Source organism: Kribbella sp. NBC_00382, from assembly GCF_036067295.1.
Classification (GTDB): Bacteria; Actinomycetota; Actinomycetes; order Propionibacteriales; family Kribbellaceae; genus Kribbella.
The window spans coordinates 4,642,700-4,662,930 of sequence record NZ_CP107954.1 but is presented as its reverse complement, the minus strand read 5'-3'; the positions used below and the strand labels follow the sequence as shown (position 1 = coordinate 4,662,930).

General features: G+C 67.4%; 17 protein-coding genes. 8 read left to right on the top strand and 9 right to left on the bottom strand.

Annotated features, from left to right (window positions below; translation table 11 throughout):
- Window position 1 precedes the first annotated feature (1 nt).
- The gene (locus tag OHA70_RS22560) at window positions 2–412 is read left to right on the top strand and encodes an ArsR/SmtB family transcription factor (protein ID WP_328320747.1); all 411 of its coding nucleotides are present in this window, start codon (window positions 2–4) and stop codon (window positions 410–412) included.
- Window positions 409–1,491, top strand: coding sequence for a cation diffusion facilitator family transporter (locus OHA70_RS22555; protein WP_328320745.1), 1,083 nt, complete (start codon window positions 409–411; stop codon window positions 1,489–1,491). The genes OHA70_RS22560 and OHA70_RS22555 overlap by 4 nt, the downstream gene beginning before the upstream one ends.
- On the opposite strand, the gene OHA70_RS22550 is transcribed toward OHA70_RS22555, so the two are convergent.
- The 5 genes from OHA70_RS22550 to OHA70_RS22530 all read right to left on the bottom strand — a co-directional run bounded on the left by OHA70_RS22550 (window position 1,445) and on the right by OHA70_RS22530 (window position 4,982).
- Window positions 1,445–1,963, bottom strand: coding sequence for a GNAT family N-acetyltransferase (locus OHA70_RS22550; protein ID WP_328320743.1), 519 nt, complete (start codon window positions 1,961–1,963; stop codon window positions 1,445–1,447). The genes OHA70_RS22555 and OHA70_RS22550 overlap by 47 nt on opposite strands.
- A complete protein-coding gene (locus OHA70_RS22545) occupies window positions 1,964–2,599 on the bottom strand; it encodes a response regulator transcription factor (protein WP_328320741.1) in 636 nt (211 codons plus the stop codon).
- Window positions 2,596–3,807, bottom strand: a complete 1,212-nt coding sequence (locus OHA70_RS22540) for a sensor histidine kinase (RefSeq protein WP_328320739.1) — start codon at window positions 3,805–3,807, stop codon at window positions 2,596–2,598. The genes OHA70_RS22545 and OHA70_RS22540 overlap by 4 nt, the downstream gene beginning before the upstream one ends.
- A gap of 8 nt (window positions 3,808–3,815) precedes the next feature.
- Window positions 3,816–4,304 (bottom strand): hypothetical protein, encoded by a 489-nt coding sequence (locus tag OHA70_RS22535; protein WP_328320737.1) that lies wholly within the window; start codon window positions 4,302–4,304, stop codon window positions 3,816–3,818.
- Between the two features lie 153 nt (window positions 4,305–4,457).
- A complete protein-coding gene (locus OHA70_RS22530) occupies window positions 4,458–4,982 on the bottom strand; it encodes a CGNR zinc finger domain-containing protein (RefSeq protein ID WP_328320735.1) in 525 nt (174 codons plus the stop codon).
- A 99-nt stretch (window positions 4,983–5,081) separates the two neighbouring features.
- Here OHA70_RS22530 and OHA70_RS22525 point away from each other — a divergent pair, with 99 nt between their 5' ends.
- The gene (locus OHA70_RS22525) at window positions 5,082–5,906 is read left to right on the top strand and encodes an alpha/beta hydrolase family protein (RefSeq protein ID WP_328320733.1); all 825 of its coding nucleotides are present in this window, start codon (window positions 5,082–5,084) and stop codon (window positions 5,904–5,906) included.
- Between the two features lie 90 nt (window positions 5,907–5,996).
- Window positions 5,997–7,379: a carbohydrate-binding protein gene (locus OHA70_RS22520; protein ID WP_328320731.1), complete on the top strand. Its 1,383-nt coding sequence runs from the start codon at window positions 5,997–5,999 to the stop codon at window positions 7,377–7,379.
- 66 nt (window positions 7,380–7,445) lie between these two features.
- Here the strand turns inward: OHA70_RS22520 and OHA70_RS22515 are convergent, their stop codons facing one another.
- From OHA70_RS22515 to OHA70_RS22500, 4 genes are all read right to left on the bottom strand, one after another.
- Window positions 7,446–9,044: an ABC-F family ATP-binding cassette domain-containing protein gene (locus tag OHA70_RS22515; RefSeq protein ID WP_328320729.1), complete on the bottom strand. Its 1,599-nt coding sequence runs from the start codon at window positions 9,042–9,044 to the stop codon at window positions 7,446–7,448.
- 1,223 nt (window positions 9,045–10,267) lie between these two features.
- A complete protein-coding gene (locus OHA70_RS22510) occupies window positions 10,268–12,340 on the bottom strand; it encodes a DUF222 domain-containing protein (RefSeq protein WP_328320727.1) in 2,073 nt (690 codons plus the stop codon).
- Between the two features lie 826 nt (window positions 12,341–13,166).
- Complete coding sequence (locus OHA70_RS22505) at window positions 13,167–14,603, bottom strand: HAMP domain-containing sensor histidine kinase (protein ID WP_328320725.1); 1,437 nt, start codon at window positions 14,601–14,603, stop codon at window positions 13,167–13,169.
- Between the two features lie 2 nt (window positions 14,604–14,605).
- Complete coding sequence (locus tag OHA70_RS22500) at window positions 14,606–15,289, bottom strand: response regulator transcription factor (RefSeq protein ID WP_328320723.1); 684 nt, start codon at window positions 15,287–15,289, stop codon at window positions 14,606–14,608.
- Window positions 15,290–15,480: 191 nt separating this feature from the next.
- Here OHA70_RS22500 and OHA70_RS22495 point away from each other — a divergent pair, with 191 nt between their 5' ends.
- The 4 genes from OHA70_RS22495 to OHA70_RS22480 are packed head-to-tail and all read left to right on the top strand — an operon-like array spanning window position 15,481 to window position 20,230.
- Window positions 15,481–17,283 (top strand): ABC transporter substrate-binding protein, encoded by a 1,803-nt coding sequence (locus OHA70_RS22495; protein WP_328320722.1) that lies wholly within the window; start codon window positions 15,481–15,483, stop codon window positions 17,281–17,283.
- A gap of 3 nt (window positions 17,284–17,286) precedes the next feature.
- Window positions 17,287–18,276 (top strand): ABC transporter ATP-binding protein, encoded by a 990-nt coding sequence (locus tag OHA70_RS22490; RefSeq protein WP_328320721.1) that lies wholly within the window; start codon window positions 17,287–17,289, stop codon window positions 18,274–18,276.
- A complete protein-coding gene (locus OHA70_RS22485) occupies window positions 18,273–19,310 on the top strand; it encodes an ABC transporter ATP-binding protein (RefSeq protein ID WP_442913909.1) in 1,038 nt (345 codons plus the stop codon). The genes OHA70_RS22490 and OHA70_RS22485 overlap by 4 nt, the downstream gene beginning before the upstream one ends.
- On the top strand, window positions 19,307–20,230 hold the full coding sequence (locus OHA70_RS22480) for an ABC transporter permease (protein ID WP_328320719.1): 924 nt from the start codon (window positions 19,307–19,309) through the stop codon (window positions 20,228–20,230). Before OHA70_RS22485 ends, OHA70_RS22480 begins: the two co-directional genes overlap by 4 nt.
- Window position 20,231 lies beyond the last annotated feature (1 nt).

The window sequence follows — 20,231 nt, the reverse complement described above, 5'->3', positions numbered from 1 at the left end:
TATGAAGAGTTCTGCAGATGTGCAAGCTCCCGCGGCGATCGACAGCTGCAACGTCAAGCTGGTCGATCCGGAGCGGGTGGCGGCCGTCAACGCCAGGATGCCTTCTGAGCAGGATGTCGTCGATACGGCCGATGTGTTCGGGCTGCTCGGCGATCCTCGGCGGCTGAAGCTGCTCGTCGCGCTGCTCGACGGTGAGCTGTGCGTCTGCGATCTCGCCGCGGTGACGGGGATGAGCGAGTCGGCGACGTCGCACGCGCTGCGGCTGCTGCGGGCCCATCGAGTGGTCTCGGTACGCCGCGACGGCCGGATGGCGTACTACCGCCTCGACGACGCCCACGTCCGGATGCTGGTCGACCTCGCCGTCGCCCACACCGAACACACCGACGCCATCCACCCGGAGCGCACCCAATGACCGCCGACCACGACACGACCGACGGGCACGTGACCGACCACCACACGACGGACGCGCTCGGCATGGTGGCCGGACACGGCACAGCACCGGGCAAGGCTGCGGGACACGGGCACGGTCATGGGCATGGGGTTAGTGCGGATGCGGATCGGAAGCTGCTGGGTGGGGCGCTGGCGCTGATTCTGGCGTTCATGGCGGCCGAGGTGGTCGTCGGGTTCGCGGCCGGTTCGCTGGCCTTGATCACCGACGCGGCGCACATGCTCACCGACGCGGCCGCCATCGCGCTCGCGCTGATCGCCATCCGGCTGTCAGCCCGACCACCGGCCGGCGGCTACACGTACGGGCTCAAGCGGGTCGAGATCCTGTCGGCGCAGGCCAACGGCATCACGCTGCTCCTGCTCGCCGCGTTCTTCGTGTACGAATCGGTCAACCGGATGATCCACCCGCCCGAGGTCCAGGGCGCGCTGGTCCTGATCACCGGTGTCGTCGGCATCGTGGTCAACCTGATCGCCACCTGGCTGATCAGCAAGGCGAACCGCTCCAGCCTGAACGTCGAGGGCGCGTTCCAGCACATCCTCAACGACCTCTTCGCCTTCGTCGCGACCGCGATCGCCGGTCTCATCGTCCTGCTCACCGGGTTCGCCCGGGCCGATGCGATCGCCGCGCTGATCGTCGCCGCGCTGATGCTCAAGGCGGGCATCGGCCTGGTTCGCGATTCCGGGCGCATCTTCCTCGAGGCAGCGCCCGCCGGCATCGACCCGGCTGTGGTCGGCGCCGAGCTGTGCGCAGTACCGGGTGTGGTCGAGGTACACGATCTTCACGTCTGGGAGATCACGTCAGGCGAGCCGGCGGCGTCGGCGCACATCCTGGTCAGCGAGGGGCTCGACTGCCACCTGATCCGCAGCCAGATCGAGACACTGCTGGCCGACCGACACCACCTGACCCACTCGACGCTCCAGGTCGACCACGCGTCAGGCGGCGTACAGGATGCTCATTGCAGCGACGCGCACGGCATTGTGCATCGCCCGATCGGGATCACAGCCGCTGGAAAAGGACCTGACCCGGCCATTCCGAATCACTGACCGGTACGCCGAAATGCTCCGCGCGAGTGAATCCCTGCTTCTCGTAGTACCGGATGAGAGCGCCATCGCCACCGCCGAAGCAATCCACCCGAAGTAGGCCGACGCCGAGACCGCGCGCGAGCAATCGCGCGTGATCCAGCAGGTCGGTGCCGATGCCCGTGCCCTGAAGCGCGCGATCGGTCACGAGCAAGCGGATGTACAGCTCCGGCTCTGTCGCCGGCGGGACGTACGACATCGCGTCCCCCACGGCGAGCGCACCCACCACCCGTCCATCGAGCTCAGCGACCCAAAGCCCTTGGCCGTAGGCGAACTCCTCGATCTGCGCGACCCGCCGCGGATTGGTCGAGTGCGCCTCGGTCCCCCACTGATCGGTCCGCCCCTGCGCGACCAACCACTCCGTCGCCTTGTCTAGCAGACCGAGAACCGCGGGGACATCGCTGAGCTCACCATGCCGAATCGTCACGCCTACCATCTAACCAAGCCCGAGGCGGTAGGCGTAGGCAACTGCTTGGGCCCGGTCACGCAAGCCCGCTTTGGCAAACAGGTGGTTGATGTGGGTCTTCACTGTTGCCTCGCTGACCACCAGGCGGCGGGCAATCTCGGTGTTCGACAGGCCGGCCGCGATCAGCCGCAATACCTCCAGCTCGCGCGGGGTCAGCCCGTCCGACTCCTGCGGTATCGGTACGGCGGTCGTTGCCTCGATCAACCGTCGTTGCACCTCACCGTCGATGATCGACTGCCCCGCTGCGGCCGCGTGCAACGCCCGACCGATCGACTCCGCGTCGGCATCCTTCGTGAGGAAGCCCCGAGCACCGGCCTTGAGCGCGCCGAGCACCGAATCGTCGTCGCTGTACGTCGTCAGCACGACCACCTCGGTCCCGGGGTACTCCGCACGCACCCGCCGCGTCGCCTCGACACCGTCGCACCGCGGCATCCGCAGATCCACCAGCAGAACATCCGGCTTGTACTCCGCAACGAGCTCGACCGCCTCCATCCCGTCCGACCCGGCCGCGACCACATCGATCCCGGGCAGCAACCGCAGCAGCGTCACCAGCCCGTCGCGCACAACCGTCTGATCGTCGGCGACCACCACGCGCAGATCGCTCATCCCGGTATCACCAGCTGAACCCGCCATCCGTCATCTGTCGGCCCGACCTCGAGGCTGCCACCGATCAACTCGGCCCGCTCCCGCATCCCCAGCAAACCGTAGCCCCCACTCACGACCCGGGCCGGCGGCTTGCCGGGATGGTCGTCGACCGTGAGGACGGTACGGGCGGCTTCGTACCGGAGTACGACGTTGATCGGTGCCGCCGGCGCATGCTTGCGGGTGTTCGTGAGGGCCTCCTGCAACGCGCGATACAACGCCGCCATCGCCTCGGGCGCCAGTTCGCGCGACTGCCCCTCGATGTCGAAGGTCGCCGCACTCCCCGTCTCCAGCCGGTACGCCGTGACGAGGTCGGCCATCGCCCGAGCGTCGGGCACCGAATCCTCGCGCAACGTCGCCACCGCTCGACGGGCCTCGGCCAGACCCTCGGCGGCCAGCCCTTGCGCGCGGGTCACTTGCTCGATCGCCTCTGCTGAAGCACCGTCTCGTACCAGCATCAGGCGCGCTCCTTGCAGGTTGAGCGACAGGCCGGCGAGCGAATGAGCCAGTACGTCGTGCACGTCACGAGCGATCCGCGCGCGCTCGGCGAGTGCGGCGGCGCGACTGTGCTCCTCGATCGCAGCCTGCTTGCGGGCGAGCGATACCTGCAGCTCATCCAGTTGCTCTTCGCGCGCACGACGGTTGGTGGAGGCGAGCAGCAGGGCGACCACGCCGATCGCGATACCGACCGCGCCGCTGGCCGAACCTGTCGCCGCGAAGGCCGGGAGACTGGCGCCCAGGATGCCCAGCAAGATGACCAGCGTCTCGCCACGGCCGGGGCGGTGATACCTCACGGCAGCTCGGACCGCCCAGAACGGCAGGACGATCAGCGGGCTGTTCGGCAGGGCGTACCAGAGCAGGGATCCGACCAGCACGAAGACGAGCAGCCCGATGGTGCGCTCGCTCGACACCTCGGCGTACCGGATGACCACGAAGTTGCCAATGACAACAATTGCCGCCAGCACCAGGATGAGGGTCCACGGCAACTTGTGCGCCTCCGGCGACCGCGACGCTACGACCAGTGTCGCGATCACCAGCACCGCCGGCACCAACCGCAGCAACGTGGCAAGACCGGGCGAAGCCCAGAACTCGACGACCCGCCGCCACCCGGCAGCAAGCAACCCCCGCCCGCCGGTAAGGCGTTCGGGGGTCGGCTGGTCCGGATTGGTCATGGGCAACATCATGCCCGCTCGGCCGCCAGCGGCATGTGCAGGCGCTGGGCGCGGAGGTAGACGGCGACGTTCTGGGCCGCGATGCTCAGTCCGAAGGTCAGCAGCAGGGCGGCTGTGGTGAGGGATCCGTTGAGGCCGATGGCCGCACCGGCGAAACCTGCACCGACGCGGATGCCGATGGTCAGCAGCCAGAGGGCGAGGGTGACTCCGGTGCCCTTCTGGTGCAGTCCGCCGTCGCGGACCGTGAGCTGGGTGCTCGAGCCGCGGGCGAAGCCGATCAGGATCAGTACGGCGACGTCGAAGACGAAGAAGGCGAGCTCGCCGGGCGACGCGGTGCTGAAGGCGTCGCGGGCGGAGAGCAGGCCGACGATCACGAGGATCAGCGGCATCACCACCAGCGATCGCTGGGTCACCATCGAGCCGCGCAGTTGACGGGCCATCACGCGAACCACGACCAAGGCCCCGATCAGGATGCCCAGCAGGAGGTTGACCGACATTGCACTGTCCTTCCGACGTTTTGGCCGGCGGATCCGGCGCACTTTCTGGATGTCTCCAGAGTCGTCGGATTGCGTCGCCGGAACGTCGGCCTCCAGGTGTGACCCGGATGGATCTGCGGTCTCCACCCGTGGGTTGAGACCCGGCGCAAGGCCTTAGCTTTTGCGGCTGCGGTAGGCGGCGGAGGCCATCCGGTCATTGCAGAGTTCGCAGCAGTAGCGGCGGCGGTTGGCCTTGGTGCGGTCGACGTAGACGCAGCGGCAGGGGTCGCCGGCGCAGGTACGGAGTCGGTCGGCGGCACCGTCCGCGACCGCTCGCGCCAGGGCGTCTGCTGCTGAGATCGCCAGGCGTGCGACTGGGTCTGCGCCACCAGTTGCTGCCAGCCGTGGACCGGCGATCAGGCGCGGCTGGGCGGCGTACGAGGTGAAGATGTCGTTCAGTACGCCGTACTGCGCGTCCTCGGCGGCCTCGGCGAAGACTCCGTAGAGGCGGTTGCGCACCGCGCGTACCGGCTCGAGGTCGGTGGCGGTCAGGCCGGGGTCGGCGAGCTCATGGTGAGCGGCCAGGCGGGTGGCGAGCGGGATGGTCAGCTGGTCGGGCGGGTCCTCGAGCAGGTCGTACGTGTTGCAGAGGTCCAGCACGAACCCCAACCAGGGGTCGGTCGCCGGCACGCTGCTCATTCCGCACATCCTCCACCGTCTTGACCGTCCGGCCCAGCCGCTCTACGGTCGTCAGTTATTAAAAGAGTTTATCAACTGATGGATTGTGAGGGGTGGGCGATGAGAAGACTCGCGGTGGCGACGATGGTCGGGGCCTTGCTGCTGGGCGTTGCAGCGGCCGGGGCGTCGTCGGCGGTGACGGATTCGAGCAAGCCGCAGCCGGTGGTGGTGACGGACATCCAGATCCCGGTACATGGGCAGGCGCCGGTCACGGCGTACCTGGTCAGGCCGGTGGCTAAGAAGCATCAGAAGCTGGCCGGAGCGCTCTACCTGCATTGGTTCGAGCCGCCGAGCTCGACGCAGAACCGGACCGAGTTCCTGTCCGAGGCGATCGCATTGGCGAGCAAGGGCGCGGTCGCGATCCTGCCGCAGCTCAGCTTTCCCTGGGCCGGCGATCCGATTGGCGACAAGACCGATCGGACGAAGGTGACGGATCAGCTCGCGGCGGTCGAAGCGGCGTACCAGGCGTTGCTCGCGCAAGACGGTGTGGACTCACGGCGTACTGCCGTCATCGGGCACGACTACGGCGCGATGTACGCATCTCTGATCGGCAAGCGGGCTCATGCGATGGTTTTCATGGCGGGTGATGCGACCTGGGCAAACTGGTTCGACACGTTCTGGCTGGGGCTTGAGCCCGACCAGGCAGTTGCCTATCGCAAGGTTTTCGCCGGCCTCGATCCGGTCGACAATGTCGCGCGCGCCCATGACGTCTACTTCCAGTGGGCCGGTCGCGACATCTTCGTCACGCCGGAGGTACGGGCCGCCTTCAGTACGGCCAAGCCGGGCGCGAAGGTCAGCCTCTACGAGAAGTCCGACCACTTCCTCACCCAGGACGCCAAGGACGACCGGCTCGCCTGGGTCAGCTCGGAGCTGGGCCTGCGCTGATGGCGGGTTTCCGACATGTCGTGGCAGCCGATCGACCCAACCCCTACCGTGAATAAAAGAAAGGTCCTTGCGTATTAGATCGGAGTGGCCATGAACCGACGGCTCGGCAGTTTGCTCGCGGGTGCCATCACCACGGGGTTGCTCCTCGCAGGGGCTGGGGTGGTGGCCGTCCAGGCAGGTCAGTCCGCTCAGGCGGCGGTACAGGCTGCTTGTACCGCACCCGCGTGGGCTGAAGGGGTGGCCTATGCCGTCGGCGCCAAGGTGACGTACCAGAACAGGACCTACCAGGCCCGGCAGGCGCACACCGCGCCGCCGGGCTCTGGCTGGAACCCGGTCGCGGCCGCCTCCCTCTGGCTCGACCTCGGCGCCTGCGACGGTGCCCCGCCGACCACACCTCCGACCACACCGCCCACCACTCCCCCGACCACGCCACCTACGACCCCGCCGACTACGCCGCCCACAACACCTCCAACCACTCCGCCGACGACCCCGCCGACTACGCCGCCGCCTGGGTCGACCACCTGTCCGGTGAAGTCGCGGCCGGCTGGGAAGGTGCTGCACGGCTACTGGGAGAACTGGGACGGTTCGTCCAACGGTGTGCACCCGCCGTTCGGCTGGACGCCGATCACGGACTCGCGGATCGCGCAGCACGGGTACAACGTCATCAACGCGGCGTTCCCGGTGATCCTGTCCGACGGCACGGTGAAGTGGGAAGACGGCATGGACGCGGGCGTGAAGGTCGCCACTCCGGCTGAGATGTGCGCGGCTAAGGCGGCCGGGCAGACGATCTTGATGTCGATCGGTGGCGCTGCCGCGGGGATCGACCTCAGCTCGTCCACGGTCGCCGACCGGTTCGTCGCGACGGTCGTGCCGCTGCTGAAGCAGTACAACTTCGACGGCATCGACATCGACATCGAGACCGGCCTCTCCGGTAGCGGCAACATCAACCAGCTCTCCGCCTCGCAGGCCAACCTGATCCGGATCATCGACGGGGTACTGGCCCAGATGCCGTCGAACTTCGGTCTGACGATGGCGCCGGAGACGGCGTACGTCACCGGTGGCAGCGTCACCTACGGCTCGATCTGGGGCTCGTACCTGCCGATCATCAAGAAGTACGCCGACAACGGCCGGCTGTGGTGGCTGAACATGCAGTACTACAACGGCAGCATGTACGGGTGCTCGGGCGACTCGTACTCCGCGGGAACCGTGCAGGGCTTCGTCGCGCAGACGACCTGCCTCAACAACGGGCTCGTCGTCCAGGGCGTCACGATCCGCGTTCCGTATGACAAGCAGGTACCCGGTCTGCCCGCGCAGAACGGTGCCGGTGGTGGGTACATGGCGCCGTCGCTGGTGTCGCAGGCGTGGAACAGCTTCAACGGGCAACTCAAGGGCCTGATGACCTGGTCGATCAACTGGGACGGCTCGAAGAACTGGACCTTCGGCGACAACGTGAAGTCGCTTCAGGGTCGCTGAGGTTTGTTTGAGGTTTTCTGAGGTTTTCTGAGGGCCCGCGCCTTTGGTGGCGCGGGCCCTCTTGTTTTAGGCGAGCGACACCAGCTCGAGGTAGTCGTCGGTCCAGAGGTCCTCGGTGGCGTCCGGCAGGATCAGCACCCGGTCCGGCCGGAGGGCCTCGATGGCGCCCTCGTCGTGGGTGACCATGATGATCGCGCCGAGATAGTTGCCTACGGCACCGAGTACTTCTTTGCGCGATGCCGGGTCCAGGTTGTTGGTCGGTTCGTCGAGGAGCAGCACGTTGGCGCCCGAGTGGACCAGGCCGGCCAAGGCCAGCCGGGTCTTCTCGCCGCCGGACAGTACGCTGGCAGGCTTGTCCGCATCGTCCCCGGTGAAGAGGAACGAGCCGAGCACATTGCGCACCTCTCCATCCGTCAGGCCCGGCGCGACATCGGCCAGGTTCTGCCGGACGGTGCTGGCCAGGTCGAGCGTGTCGTGTTCCTGCGCGAAGTACCCGAGTCGCAGCCCATGACCGTGCGCCACCTGACCGCTGTTGGGATGTTCCCGGCCGGCCAGGATGCGAAGCAGGGTCGTCTTGCCCGCGCCGTTGAGCCCGAGGATGACCAACCTGCTGCCGCGATCTACGGCTAGGTCGACGCCCTTGAGTACTTGCAATCCGCCGTACGACTTGGTCAGTCCGCTGGCCGTGAGTGGGGTGCGGCCGGAGGGTGCCGGGTCGGGTAGACGGATCTTGGCCACGCGGGCGGTTCGGCGTACCGGCTCGAGGTCGGTGAGGAGCTTCTCGGCCCGCCTGGCCATGTTCTTGGCGGCCATCGCGGTCGAGGCTCCTGCCCGCATCTTGTCGGCTTGGGCGTTGAGGACGGCGGCTTTGCGCTCGGCGGTGTGGCGTTCCCGGGTACGACGGCGTTCGTCGAGCTCCAGCTGGGTGAGGTACTTCTTCCAGCCGGTGTTGTGGACATCGATCGTCGTCCGCTGCGGGTCCAGGTGGAACACCCGGTTGACCGTCGCGGCGAGCAGGTCACGGTCGTGGCTGATCACGACGAGCCCACCCGAGTAGCCGAGCAGGAACGACCGCAGCCAGCCGACCGAGTCCGCATCCAAGTGGTTGGTCGGCTCGTCGAGCAGCAAAGTGTCGTGCTCCGCGAACAAGATCCGCGCCAACTCAACCCGCCGACGCTGACCACCCGACAACTCACCAACCGGCTGCTCGAGCGCCCGCGTAGGCAACCCCACACCACCCGCAAGCCGCCCGGCTTCAGCCTCAGCCGCATACCCACCAGCCGCCTGAAACTGAGCCTCGGCGCGTGCGTAGGCAGCCATCGCCCGCTCCTGCGCCTCGCCTGTCGCCGTGCTCATGGCCGTCTCAGCCTTACGCAGCCGCTCCACCACTCGGTCAAGCCCGCGAGCAGACAGAATGCGCGCGGTGACGGTGACCGCCGGATCAGCCGCCCGAGGATCCTGCGGCAAATACCCAACAGACCCGGTAGCCGCGATCGCCCCAGCCGCCGGCCGCTCCTCACCCGCGAGCGCCTTCAGCAGCGTCGTCTTCCCGGCGCCGTTACGCCCAACCAGACCGATCCGGTCCCCAGGGCTGACGTGAAACGAAAGGTCGGACAGCAGAAGCTGAGCGCCGACACGAATATCCACACCGCGAACGGTGATCATGATGACTACTTTCTGTACTTGCAACTGGACACACTTCTGGCGTGGAAGCGGGTCCGCAGCTAGACACAGAGGCAAGTAGCCATGCCCCCAGAGTAGGTCGCCACGAAGAAAACGTCAGCCGATTTTCTCCAGCTACGACCCGTCGCCACCGTCCACCACGCACCACGCACCACGCACCACGCACCAGACAACGGCGCCCCCGCCGCTGACGCCGCCGCTGACACCCCCACGACCACGCCACCCGACCATGCGTCCCGCCGCTCACACACAGCCACCTGGCATCCCTCCCTCACCCGCTCACCCAACAACCACTCGCGACCGCCAACCGCCAACCGCCGACTGCCACCCGACTTCCGACCGCCGACTCTGCCGATGCTTATGGCAGCGCAGCGGCACAGCCGCGACCACCCCAAGCGGACATGAGCACCGCCACCCCACACACAGCAGCCCCCCGAACCCATCAGCCCTCGACGGCCCCAGCCCGGCCGACACGACAGCCAGCCAGCCAGGCGCCATACCGGTCATCCTGCTCAGCGGAGCCCTCTCCGACCGCCGAGCAACCCACCCCTGACCGAAGCCCTCGCCCCGCACTTCACCGTCATCTCGCACGACCACCAAGGCCGCCGCGACACCACCAACACCAGCCCATACTCCGTCACCCGCAGCATCCAAGACCTCGGCGCACTCGTAGACCCAGCCGATGCGAACGCAGCCGTCTACGGTCACCCGTCCACCGCCGCACCCGCCCCAATGACCACCGACTGCCGGCAGACCGCACACCACCCGCAGTCCTCGCGGCACCCGCCGACGCAGTCAGGAGAAGCGCAACCGTCCACAGCCACTCGCCCGAGACCGCATCCATCACGAAGCCCACCGACTGCCGCCAGACCGCACACCACCCGCGGACCTCGCGGCACCCGCCGACGCAGTCAGGAGGAACACAACGGTCTACAGCCACTCGCACAAGATCGCATCCATCGCGCAGGCCACCGACTGACGTCCGGCCCATCACCCGCGGCGTGGGAAATGTGGACCCGTCTGGGGTACAGCTGACCGGAAGCCGCAAGGGGCGGGCGCCGGGTGGAAGCAACAGGTGGAAGCGTTCCGGCAACTGGTTATGCAGGGCAGCACCGCCAATTGCCGCGACCTGTCTGAGGCCCTCAAGCAGAGTGGCGCACGCGAGGAAGGCTGCTGGGTCGAGGCAGTTCAGCTACCTGCTGGCATCACGCGCTGTCCGCCCAAGGATCGAAGCCTGCTGTCCTGTCCGGCGTCGCCCAAGAATCGTCCTCAGTCCGAACCCGGCCAGACGTCGGCGCGGGCTTTGCCCCGAGCCCAGCACGAGCTATCGCCGCACCCGCAGGATTCTCACCCCAGGGGTCGAGAGCCGCAGCCTCTTCCGAAGTAACCCAAGGCGCATCACCCGCACAGGGCTGACTCCCGGTGGATTCACTCACTGGCTCGGGCATCGCCGGTACATCCGCACCCGCGGAGTTGTCGCCCCAGGGATCGAGCGCGTTCGCCTCTTCAGCGGTGATCCAGGCAGCATCGTCGCTGTATGGCCAGTTCAGTCTCGGTGCCTGAGCAGGCCCCGAAGCCGGTGCAGGACCTGCAGGCGGACCGGATGTGGTTGCTGACTTGGTACCAGAGCTCCCATCCGCCACCGCGTGATCTGTGTCTGCGGCGGCCGGCGCAGACCAGGGGTCAGCGGCCGTCGTCGCGGGTGGCGAGCAGGGGGCAGCGTCCGCCGACGCGGGACCCTCGACGGTGGCCTCTGAAGGCCAGGGGTCAGCACCCGGCGAGGCGTGCTTGGGTGCCGCAGGTGGTCCACCCGTGGCGGTCGGCGCAGACCAGGGCTCAGCGGCCGTCGTCGCGGGTGGCGAGCAGGGGTCAGCGTCCGCCGACGTGGGTCCCTCGACGGTGGCCTCTGAAGGCCAAGGGTCAGCACCCGGCGACGTGCGCTTGGATGCAGCAGGTGGCCCACCCGTGGCAGTCGGTGCAGGCCAGGAGTCGGGGACCGTCGTCGCGGGTGACGAGCAGGGGCCAGTGGCCGTCGTCGCGGGTGCGGTGGCGGAGGTAGTACTGGGCTGGTTGAGTCTTCGCTCGGTGTCTGGTCGGGGTGGGTCGGCCCAGGTGGGGCGGGTGACCTGGACCTGGTTGTTGACAATGGTGATGGTCCAGTGCCCGTCGTGCAGGGACGTGTGGTCGACCCGGCACAACAACACGAGGTTGGTGAGGCTGGTGACACCGCCGTCGGCCCAGCTGACCAGATGGTGTGCGTCGCAGTAGATCGGCGGCGCATGACAGACCACGCAACCTCGGTCGCGCTGGTTCAGGGCGTTGCGCAGGCCGTCGGTGACGTACCGCTTCTCTCGGCCGACATCCAACGGCTGACTGTCCGAGCCGAGCACCACCGGGATGATCCCGCCGTCGCAGGCGAGGCGGCGGATCGCGGAGGCGGACAGGCCGTCGCCGTAGGTCAGGTCACCGGTCGCCTGCCGCCCGGCGTCGAGGAGGTCGTCGAGGTTGATCGTGACGGTGATGTGCGGCTTGATCCCACCGCGGGTGGGCAGGTCACCGGAGGCTAGGGAGATGTCGAGGGCATCGATCAGGGCGTCGGCCTGGCGTTTGCCGCGCGACCGGGGATCCATCTCGCCGTCCTCGGTTTTGTGGGGTTTGGCGCCGGTCTGCAGGACTGTCTGCAGTTTCTCGGCGTTCTCACCGGCGAGGTAGCCGCCGAACTTCACCCCGTCTTCGACCTTTGTCACCCAGACCTCTTCGCGCTGGCGGGCGGCGTCTTCGCGGGGTTCGGGGCCGTCGGTGTCGAGGATGTTGCGGACCTGCACTCCCATCGACTGCAGCTCGTTCGGCTTCATGTGCCGGGCCGCCTCGACCATTTGTTCTGCGGCCGCGTCGAGTTCTTCGACGGGGACGTTCGCTGACTTCGGGATCTGCTCCAGGGCGGACATGATGGCGCGTGCCTGGGGCAGGTTCAGGACCACGCCAGCGTCGGGGATCACGTTGCCGGGGGTGGGGAGGGCGGCGGCCACGGCCGGGTACTTGCGCAGGTCGACGGCCAGCTTCACGCGCCGGGTCGTGTCGGCCAGGTCGAGGCGGTAGCGGTGGGCGAGTAGCCGGGGAAGGTCGTGAGCACCGAGGGTCTTGGCGTACCGGTTCTGTTCCAACCGGTCCAAGATCTTGATCTCGCGCGACTCCAAAACAGCTATTTTCGCGCGCGTGACATCGAGATCGGACAGCGCTTCGCTGTCGCTCATCGTCTCCACGTCACGATCGTCCATACCCCAAAGGCTAGACCGCGCCGCCGACAGTTTCGGGCCGGAATCCCCTTATCCACAACGTGAATTCCTCACCACTTCAAACCAGCCGAACACCTGTAGGTTGAATGGATCGATGCACGGTCGTTCGGGGCAGGCGCCGGATTTGGTTGCTCGCTTGGGCAACCAGCCGCGGGGACACGCAGTACAAGCCGTCCGCTCAGACACGCAGCGCTCAGCCCGTACTTGCGCGGCTTACCCGCATCCCCAGCAGCCAGGTCGCCTAGCCGACGATGACGGATCCGTACCCAATGACCCAACACCGCCTGCCACCCCGGACACTGTCCCAGCCTCGGCGGTGGTCGGATGTCCCGAGGCTCTCGCCCGCATGGCGAGCCGGACAGCTACAGTCAACTATCGTTGACGAACTGGCGCGCAGCTAGCCCAGCGCCACCTGGCACCCCGGCACCGCCTGAACCACAGCGGCAGCGGGGACTGTCAGTTGCTCTTAGCCCCTGCTCTTAGCCCTTGCCTTGCAGTCAGCACGGCGTCGTCACCCGCAGCAGCCCGACCCAGCACCACCTGTCGCCCGGCACCGCGTCAACCACAGCAGCAGCGGGGGACCGTCTGTTGCCCTTGACTGTCGCCCTTGACTGTCGCCCTTGGCTGTTGCCCTTGCCTTGCCGTCAGCACGGCATCGTCACCCGCAGCACCCCGACCCCAGCGCCATCCGTCGCCCCGGCACCGCGTCAACCACTGCAGCAGCTGGGACCGTCTGTTGCTCTTGCCGTTGCTCTTGCCGTTGCTCTTGCCGTTGCTCTTGCCGTTGCTCTTCTCGTTGCTCTTGGTTTTAAGGGTTTTTGGCGGGGAGGTCGATGGTGAAGCGGGCGCCGCCTTCGGGGCGGGATTGGGCTTGGATTGTGCCGTGGTGCCATTCGACGTGGCGGGCGACGATGGCCAGGCCCAGGCCGGTGCCGGTGCGGTGGGGGTTGGGGGGTGTGTCGGGGGTGGTGCTGCCGCGGCCGAAGCGTTCGAAGATTCGGTCTCGGTCGGCTTCGGGGACGCCGGGGCCGGCGTCGTCCACGTAGATGACTACGCCTTTGCCGCCGGCTTGGACCAGGACGCCTTTGCAGCCGCCGGCGTGTTGTTCGGCGTTGTCGACGAGGTTGGCGATGACACGTTCCAGGCGGCGTTTGTCGGCTTCCATGGTCAGGTCGGCGGCGTCGGGGGCGACCTCGGTGATTTCGCGGCCGGCGGCGGCGTCGGCGGCGGCGCGGACCAGGTCGCCGATCCGGACTAGTTCGCGGCTGCCTTGGTCGCCGCCGTCGTCGCGGGAGATCTCCAGGAGGTCGACCACTAGTTGACGGAACCGGTCGAGGTCGTCGCCGAGCAGTTCGAGGGGTTCGCGGACCGAGCCGGGCAGCTCGGCGTGATGGTTCTGGATCAGCTGCATCGAGTTCATCATCGTCATCAGCGGGGTGCGCAGCTCATGGCTGACATCCCCCGCGAAGCGCGCGTCGGCGGCCACCCGTTTCTCAAGTGCAGCAGCGGTCTGGTTGAAGGACTGCGCCAGCCCGCCCAGGTCCGGATCGTTCTCCGCCTCGAGCCGGGCGTCGAGCCGCCCACGCGCAACCGCCGCCGCGGCAGCGGTCAGCTTGGCCAGCGGCCGCAGCGCCAGCGTGCTGGCAAGCCGCCCGACCGCCAGCCCCAGCAGCGAGGTGATGATCGCTGCCAGGATCAGGGTGAGTTTCAGCGTCTGCAGGGTCTTGTCGAGCCGGTTCAGCGGATGGAGCTCGAAGAAGGCCTCCCCCGGCCGCCCGAGCGCCACCCCGACAGCGAGTACCTCATCGCCGTCGACCTCGATCCGCCGATCCACCTGGACGCCGCTCGCCGCGGCTTCCACCATGTCGGCCGGTATGTCGCTCGAACTCGCCGACACCGTGTACCAGGCGCCGTCGTACCGCATCAGCATCGCGGCCGCGTCCGTCGACGGCAGCGCTTCGACCAGGTCCATCACCCTGGCCGGCGACAACGCGACCGTCGTACCGCAGTCTGGCTCCTCGTTCAGCCGGCGGACCGGGCCGCAGGACGAGGTCAGGCCGTAGAGCCCGTAGTGCAGCGTCGTCTTGTTGTCCGACGTCTCCACGATCGCCGACGAGATCCGCTGGTTGGTCAGGTAGTTGGAGACCACGCTCCAGGTGACCAGCGCCAGTACGCCGGAGAGCCCGAGCGCCAGCAACCCGTAGGCCAGCATCACCCGGTCGCGCAGGCCGAACCGCCGCCGCAAGGTCAGCTCACCAGTCGATAGCCGAGACCCCGGGCGGTGACGAGGTGCTTGGGGGTGGCCGGGTCGCGTTCGATCTTCAGCCGGAGCCGGCGGATGTGCACGTCGACGATCCGGCTGTCCCCGAAGTACCCGTAGCCCCAGACCTTCGACAGCAGATGCTCGCGGCTGCACACCTTGCCCTGCAGGCTGGCCAGCTCGACCAGCAGCTTGAACTCGGTCCGGGTCAGCGGCAGCACGCAGCCGTCCCGCATGACCTCGGCCGCCGGTACGTCGATCTCCAGGTCGCCGATGACGAACTGCTCCAGTACCGGCGTGCCGTTCGGCTCGACCCGGCGGAGCAGCGCCCTGATCCGGGCCGACAACTCTTTGGCTACAAGCGGCTTCGTTACGTAGTCGTCCGCGCCCGCCTCGAGCCCGGCAACGATGTCGTGGCTGTCGGTCCGTGCGGTCACCATGATCACCGGTACGTCGCTGGTACGCCGGATCTCCCGGCAGACCGTGAATCCGTCCCGGTCCGGCAGCATCAGGTCGAGCAGCACCACGTCAGGCGGCTCGTGGCGTAGCGCGGTCAACGCGTCCAGCCCGTTGGCCGCTTCGGACACCTCATAACCCTCGTCTTCGAGGGCGAGCCGCAGTACCCGCCGGATCCGCGGTTCGTCGTCAACCAGTAACAAGCTGTGCGCCACGTGACCAGTGTCGCTCGCAAACAGGCCGACACCCAATCCCCTGCACCTAACTGCAGATGTCGTCTGTCATGAGTTCTTCATCAAGCAGCCTCACGCCAGATGACAAGACGTTGACGGTTCAGTGACCTGGCCGCCGAGCCGAGCCCGCAGTTCTAGCTTCGGCCTCATAGGGGCGACATGAGGAGGAAGTAATGGCCAGTTCTGCAAGACGGCTCGCGGCGGTGGCGATCGTCGCCGTCACGAGTCTCACGCTGGCAGCGTGCAACGCCGACCAGGGAACCACAACCGCGGGCGGTGGCACCAACTCAGGCGGTACGCCGGTGACCGGCGGCACCCTGAACATGCTGGGCAAGGGCGATGTCGACTACATGGACCCGAACGTCAGCTACTACTCGGTCGGCTACACGAACCTGCGGATGTGGAGCCGCCAGCTCTTCACCTACCCGGCCGACCCCGGCGGCAAGAACACCACGCCGGTCGCCGACCTGGCCACCGACCTCCCGACCGTCGCGAACGGCGGGATCAGCGCGGACGGCAAGACGTACACGATCAAGATCCGGTCCGGCGCCAAGTGGAACACCAGCCCGGCCCGGCAGGTGACGGCGGCCGACATGGTCCGCGGCGTCAAGCGGACCGCGAACCCGGTTCAGCCGTTCGGCGGCATTCCGGACTTCTACGGCCTGATCGACGGCTACTCGAAGTTCGCGGACGGGTTCGCCAAGGTCGCCAAGACGCCGGCCGCGATCCAGGCGTACATCGACAAGACGCCGCTGCCCGGAGTGGTCGCCAAGGACGACACCACGGTCGTGTTCAAGCTGACCCGCCCCGCCTCGTACTTCGTCGGCATGCTCACCTTGTCCGCCTTCTCCCCCGCCCCGGTCGAGTCGCTCAAGTACCTGCCGGCCAGTACCGAGCTCGGCAACAACTTCCCCTCCGACGGCCCGTACAAGGTCGACTCGTGGGTGCCGACCAAGTCGATCAACTACTCCCGGAACCCTGCTTGGGACCCGGCCAGCGACCCGGTCCGCAAGGCGTACGTGGACAAGATCGTCGTCAACGAGACCGTCAGCCAGGACTCGGTCCAGCAGCAGCTGCAGACCGGCACACCGAGCGCCGACCTCGAGTTCGACGTCGCGCCGCCGCCGTCGCAGATTCCCGCGCTGCAGGCCAAGAAGGACCCGAACCTGACCATCGGCGACACCGCGGGCAGCAACCCGTACGTCATCTACAACACCGTCTCGCCGAACAACAACAAGGCGCTGGCCAACCCCAAGGTCCGGCAGGCGCTCAGCTACGCGATCAACCGCGACCACATCCTGCAGGTACTCGGCGGCAAGACGCTCAACCCGCCGCTGACCCACGTGCTGCCGGACGTCATCGCAGGCTCCAAGCAGATCGACCCGTACCCGTACAACCCGGACAAGGCCAAGCAGCTTCTCGCCGAGGCCGGCTTCCCGCACCTGACGCTGAAGTTCCTCTACCGCAACGCGACCGAGGGCAGCAGCAAGACGTTCCAGACCATCCAGCAGGACCTGTCCAAGGCCGGCATCACCGTCACCGGCGTACCGTCGCCGAACGCGGACTTCTACGTGAAGTACCTGCAGGTACCGACCGTCGCCCAGCGCGGCGTCTGGGACCTGTCGCTGGCCGGCTGGGGTGCTGACTGGTACGGCAACGCCGCCCTGTCCTTCTTCAACCCGCTGTTCTCGGGCAAGCCGTCCTTCCCGCCGGTCGGCAGCAACTTCGGCCTGTACGACGATGCGACCACGAACACCCTGATCGACCAGGCCATCGCCGCGCCGACCGAGGACGCAGCAGCCGACCTCTGGGCCAAGGCGGACGCTCGGGTGATGGAGCAAGCGGCCTTCTACCCGCTGACCAACAACAAGCAGGCGAACTACCACGCCGAGCAGGTGCACAACGCCGTCTACGTCCCGTCGCTGCAGAACTACGACCCGACGAACGTGTGGCTCGCCAAGGACAAGCAGGGCTGACCAGTGCCCAACACTGAAGCCTTACTGCAGGTACGAGATCTCCGGGTCTCGTTCGACACCCCGGACGGCACCGTCCGCGCCGTCCGGGGTCTGTCCTTCGATGTCGAGCGCGGCCGGACTCTCGCCGTCGTCGGCGAGTCCGGCTCGGGTAAGAGCGTCTCGACCCAGACCATCACCGGCCTGACCCGTGGCGCCCAGGTCTCCGGTACTGCGTACTTCGACGGCACCGACCTGATCACCGCCGACGCCGGCACCCTCCGCCGATTGCGGGGAGCCAAGATCGGGATGATCTTCCAGGACCCACTGTCGAGCCTTCATCCGCAGTACCGGATCGGCTGGCAGATCGTGGAGATGATCCAGGCGCACGACCGGCACATCTCCAAGCAGGCGGCCCGTCGCCGGGCCGCCGAGCTGCTCACCCTGGTCGGCATCCCGCGGGCCGCGGAACGGATCGACGACTATCCGCACCAGTTCTCCGGCGGAATGCGGCAGCGGGTGATGATCGCGATGGCGATGGCGCTCGACCCGGCGCTGCTGATCGCGGACGAGCCGACGACGGCGCTCGATGTGACCGTCCAGGCTCAGGTACTGAGCGTGATGCGCAAGCTCCAGGACGAGTTCGGTACCGCGATCATCCTCATCACGCACGACCTGGGCGTGGTCGCGGAGATGTCCGACGAGGTGATCGTGATGTACGCCGGCGCGGTGATGGAACGCGCACCTCGCCGGGACATCTTCTACCGCAACCATCACCCTTATACGCAAGGACTCTTGGCGTCCTTGCCGGCCCAGAGCGGGAAGCGGCTGACCCCGATCCAGGGCACTCCGCCGAGCCTGATCAACCTGCCGGCGGGCTGCCCGTTCGCGAATCGGTGTACGCACGTCTTCGACCGCTGCCGGGTCGAGACGCCGCCGCTGACCGACGTACAGGGTGATCCGCGGCATCAGTCGGCCTGCTGGCTCGACCATGACATCACCGAGGCGGTGGCCTGATGACCGAAACCCTGATCCAGCACGCGGAGACGCTGCTCAAGGTGCAGGACGTCCGCAAGGAGTTCCCGACCCAGAGCAAGGAGGTGGTCAAGGCCGTCGACGGCGTCTCGCTGGAGGTTCGCAAGGGCGAGACGCTCGGGCTGGTCGGTGAGACCGGCTGCGGCAAGTCGACCTTGGCCCGCTGCATCGCTCACCTGTACGACGTGACGTCGGGCTCGGTCTGGTTCGACGGCAAGGATCTCACCGGCCTGACGCGTCGCCAGATGCGGCCGTTGCGGCGGGAGGTCCAGATGATCTTCCAGGACCCGTACGGTTCGCTGAACCCGCGCCGCCGGGTGGGCTCGATCATCGGCGACCCGTTCGCCATCCACGGCATCTCGTCGGGGGCCGAGCGCAAGCGCAAGGTGCAGGACCTGATGGCACTGGTCGGGCTGAATCCCGAGCACTACAACAGGTTCCCGGCCGACTTCTCCGGTGGCCAACGGCAACGGATCGGGGTTGCCAGGGCGCTCGCGCTGCGGCCGAAGCTGGTGATCTGCGATGAGCCGGTGTCGGCGCTGGACGTGTCGATCCAGGCGCAGATCATCAACCTGCTGGCCGATCTGCAGCACGAGTTCGACCTCACGTACGTGTTCATCTCGCACGACCTGTCGGTGGTCCGGCATGTCAGCGACCGGATCGCGGTGATGTACCTGGGCAAGATCGTCGAGGTCGCACCGACCAGCGAGTTGTTCACGCAGACCAGGCATCCGTACACCAGGGCACTGCTGTCCGCGTTGCCGGTCGCGGATCCGGACACGGCCGACAGCCGGGAACAGATCATCCTGATGGGCGACATCCCGTCCGCGACGAATCCACCGGCGGGGTGCCGGTTCCATACCCGATGCCCGAAGGCCCGGGCGCAATGTGCAGAGGCCGAGCCAGGGCTTGAGCCCGCGTTCGCTGATGATCCGGCGCATCGGACCGCGTGCTTCTACCCGATGACGGTCGGCGAGGACTTGTCGGCCGCAGTACCGGAGCTGAAGGCATCATGACCGCGGCATTGGAGGTGATCGAGGCACCGGCGGCTGCGATCGAGGGGCGTAGTCCGCTGGTGCTCGCGGTCGCGCGGTTGCGCAAGGACAGGGTGGCGATGATCTCGCTGGCGGTGATCGTGCTGATCGTGCTGATGGCGATCTTCGCGCCGGTCTTCGCCGCGATCACCGGGCATCCGCCGAACGAGCAGTACCGCGACCTCGGGCTGACGCCGGACGGCCTGCCCAAGGGCCCGAACGGGACCTTCTGGCTCGGCACCGACGATCTGGGTCGAGACATTCTGGTCCGGATCGCTTATGGCGCAAGGGTTTCGCTGCTGGTCGGCGTACTGGCGACGGCGATCACCGTCGCGATCGGCGTCGTGCTCGGCCTGGCCGCCGGGTTCCTCGGCGGGATCGTCGACACCATCCTGGCCCGGCTGATCGACGTGGTGCTGTCGGTGCCGTTCCTGCTGGTGGCGATCGCGCTGGTGTCGGTGACGGGGCCGAGTCTGACGGTGACGGTCTGCGTGATCGGGTTCTTCAGCTGGGCATCGGTGGCGAGGATCGTCCGTGGGCAGGTGTTGTCGCTGCGCGAACGCGAGTTCGTCGAGGCGGCCCGCTCGCTCGGTGCCGGTGATACCCGGATCATGTTCGTCGACGTACTGCCGAACGTGCTCGCGCCGGTGATCGTCTACACCACCCTGCTGATCCCGGTGGTCATCGTCACCCAGGCGACGTTGTCGTTCCTCGGGCTCGGTCTGCCGCCGCCAACGGCCGACTGGGGCGGGATGATCAGCGCCTCGCAGAACTACTACACGACCGCCTGGTGGTTCATCTTCTTCCCCGGGATCGCGCTGCTCGTCACGACGCTCGCCTTCAACCTGTTCGGCGACGGTGTGCGGGACGCGTTCGATCCACGGGCCGACCGGTTGCGCTGAA

Excerpts from the sequence above, each read along its gene's own strand:
- OHA70_RS22560 (WP_328320747.1), top strand. The coding sequence starts at position 2 with ATGAAGAGTTCTGCAGATGTGCAAGCTCCCGCGGCGATCGACAGCTGC.
- OHA70_RS22555 (WP_328320745.1), top strand. The coding sequence starts at position 409 with ATGACCGCCGACCACGACACGACCGACGGGCACGTGACCGACCACCAC.
- OHA70_RS22550 (WP_328320743.1), bottom strand. The coding sequence starts at position 1,963 with ATGGTAGGCGTGACGATTCGGCATGGTGAGCTCAGCGATGTCCCCGCG.
- OHA70_RS22545 (WP_328320741.1), bottom strand. The coding sequence starts at position 2,599 with ATGAGCGATCTGCGCGTGGTGGTCGCCGACGATCAGACGGTTGTGCGC.
- OHA70_RS22540 (WP_328320739.1), bottom strand. The coding sequence starts at position 3,807 with ATGACCAATCCGGACCAGCCGACCCCCGAACGCCTTACCGGCGGGCGG.
- OHA70_RS22535 (WP_328320737.1), bottom strand. The coding sequence starts at position 4,304 with ATGTCGGTCAACCTCCTGCTGGGCATCCTGATCGGGGCCTTGGTCGTG.
- OHA70_RS22530 (WP_328320735.1), bottom strand. The coding sequence starts at position 4,982 with ATGAGCAGCGTGCCGGCGACCGACCCCTGGTTGGGGTTCGTGCTGGAC.
- OHA70_RS22525 (WP_328320733.1), top strand. The coding sequence starts at position 5,082 with ATGAGAAGACTCGCGGTGGCGACGATGGTCGGGGCCTTGCTGCTGGGC.
- OHA70_RS22520 (WP_328320731.1), top strand. The coding sequence starts at position 5,997 with ATGAACCGACGGCTCGGCAGTTTGCTCGCGGGTGCCATCACCACGGGG.
- OHA70_RS22515 (WP_328320729.1), bottom strand. The coding sequence starts at position 9,044 with ATGATCACCGTTCGCGGTGTGGATATTCGTGTCGGCGCTCAGCTTCTG.
- OHA70_RS22510 (WP_328320727.1), bottom strand. The coding sequence starts at position 12,340 with ATGGACGATCGTGACGTGGAGACGATGAGCGACAGCGAAGCGCTGTCC.
- OHA70_RS22495 (WP_328320722.1), top strand. The coding sequence starts at position 15,481 with ATGGCCAGTTCTGCAAGACGGCTCGCGGCGGTGGCGATCGTCGCCGTC.
- OHA70_RS22480 (WP_328320719.1), top strand. The coding sequence starts at position 19,307 with ATGACCGCGGCATTGGAGGTGATCGAGGCACCGGCGGCTGCGATCGAG.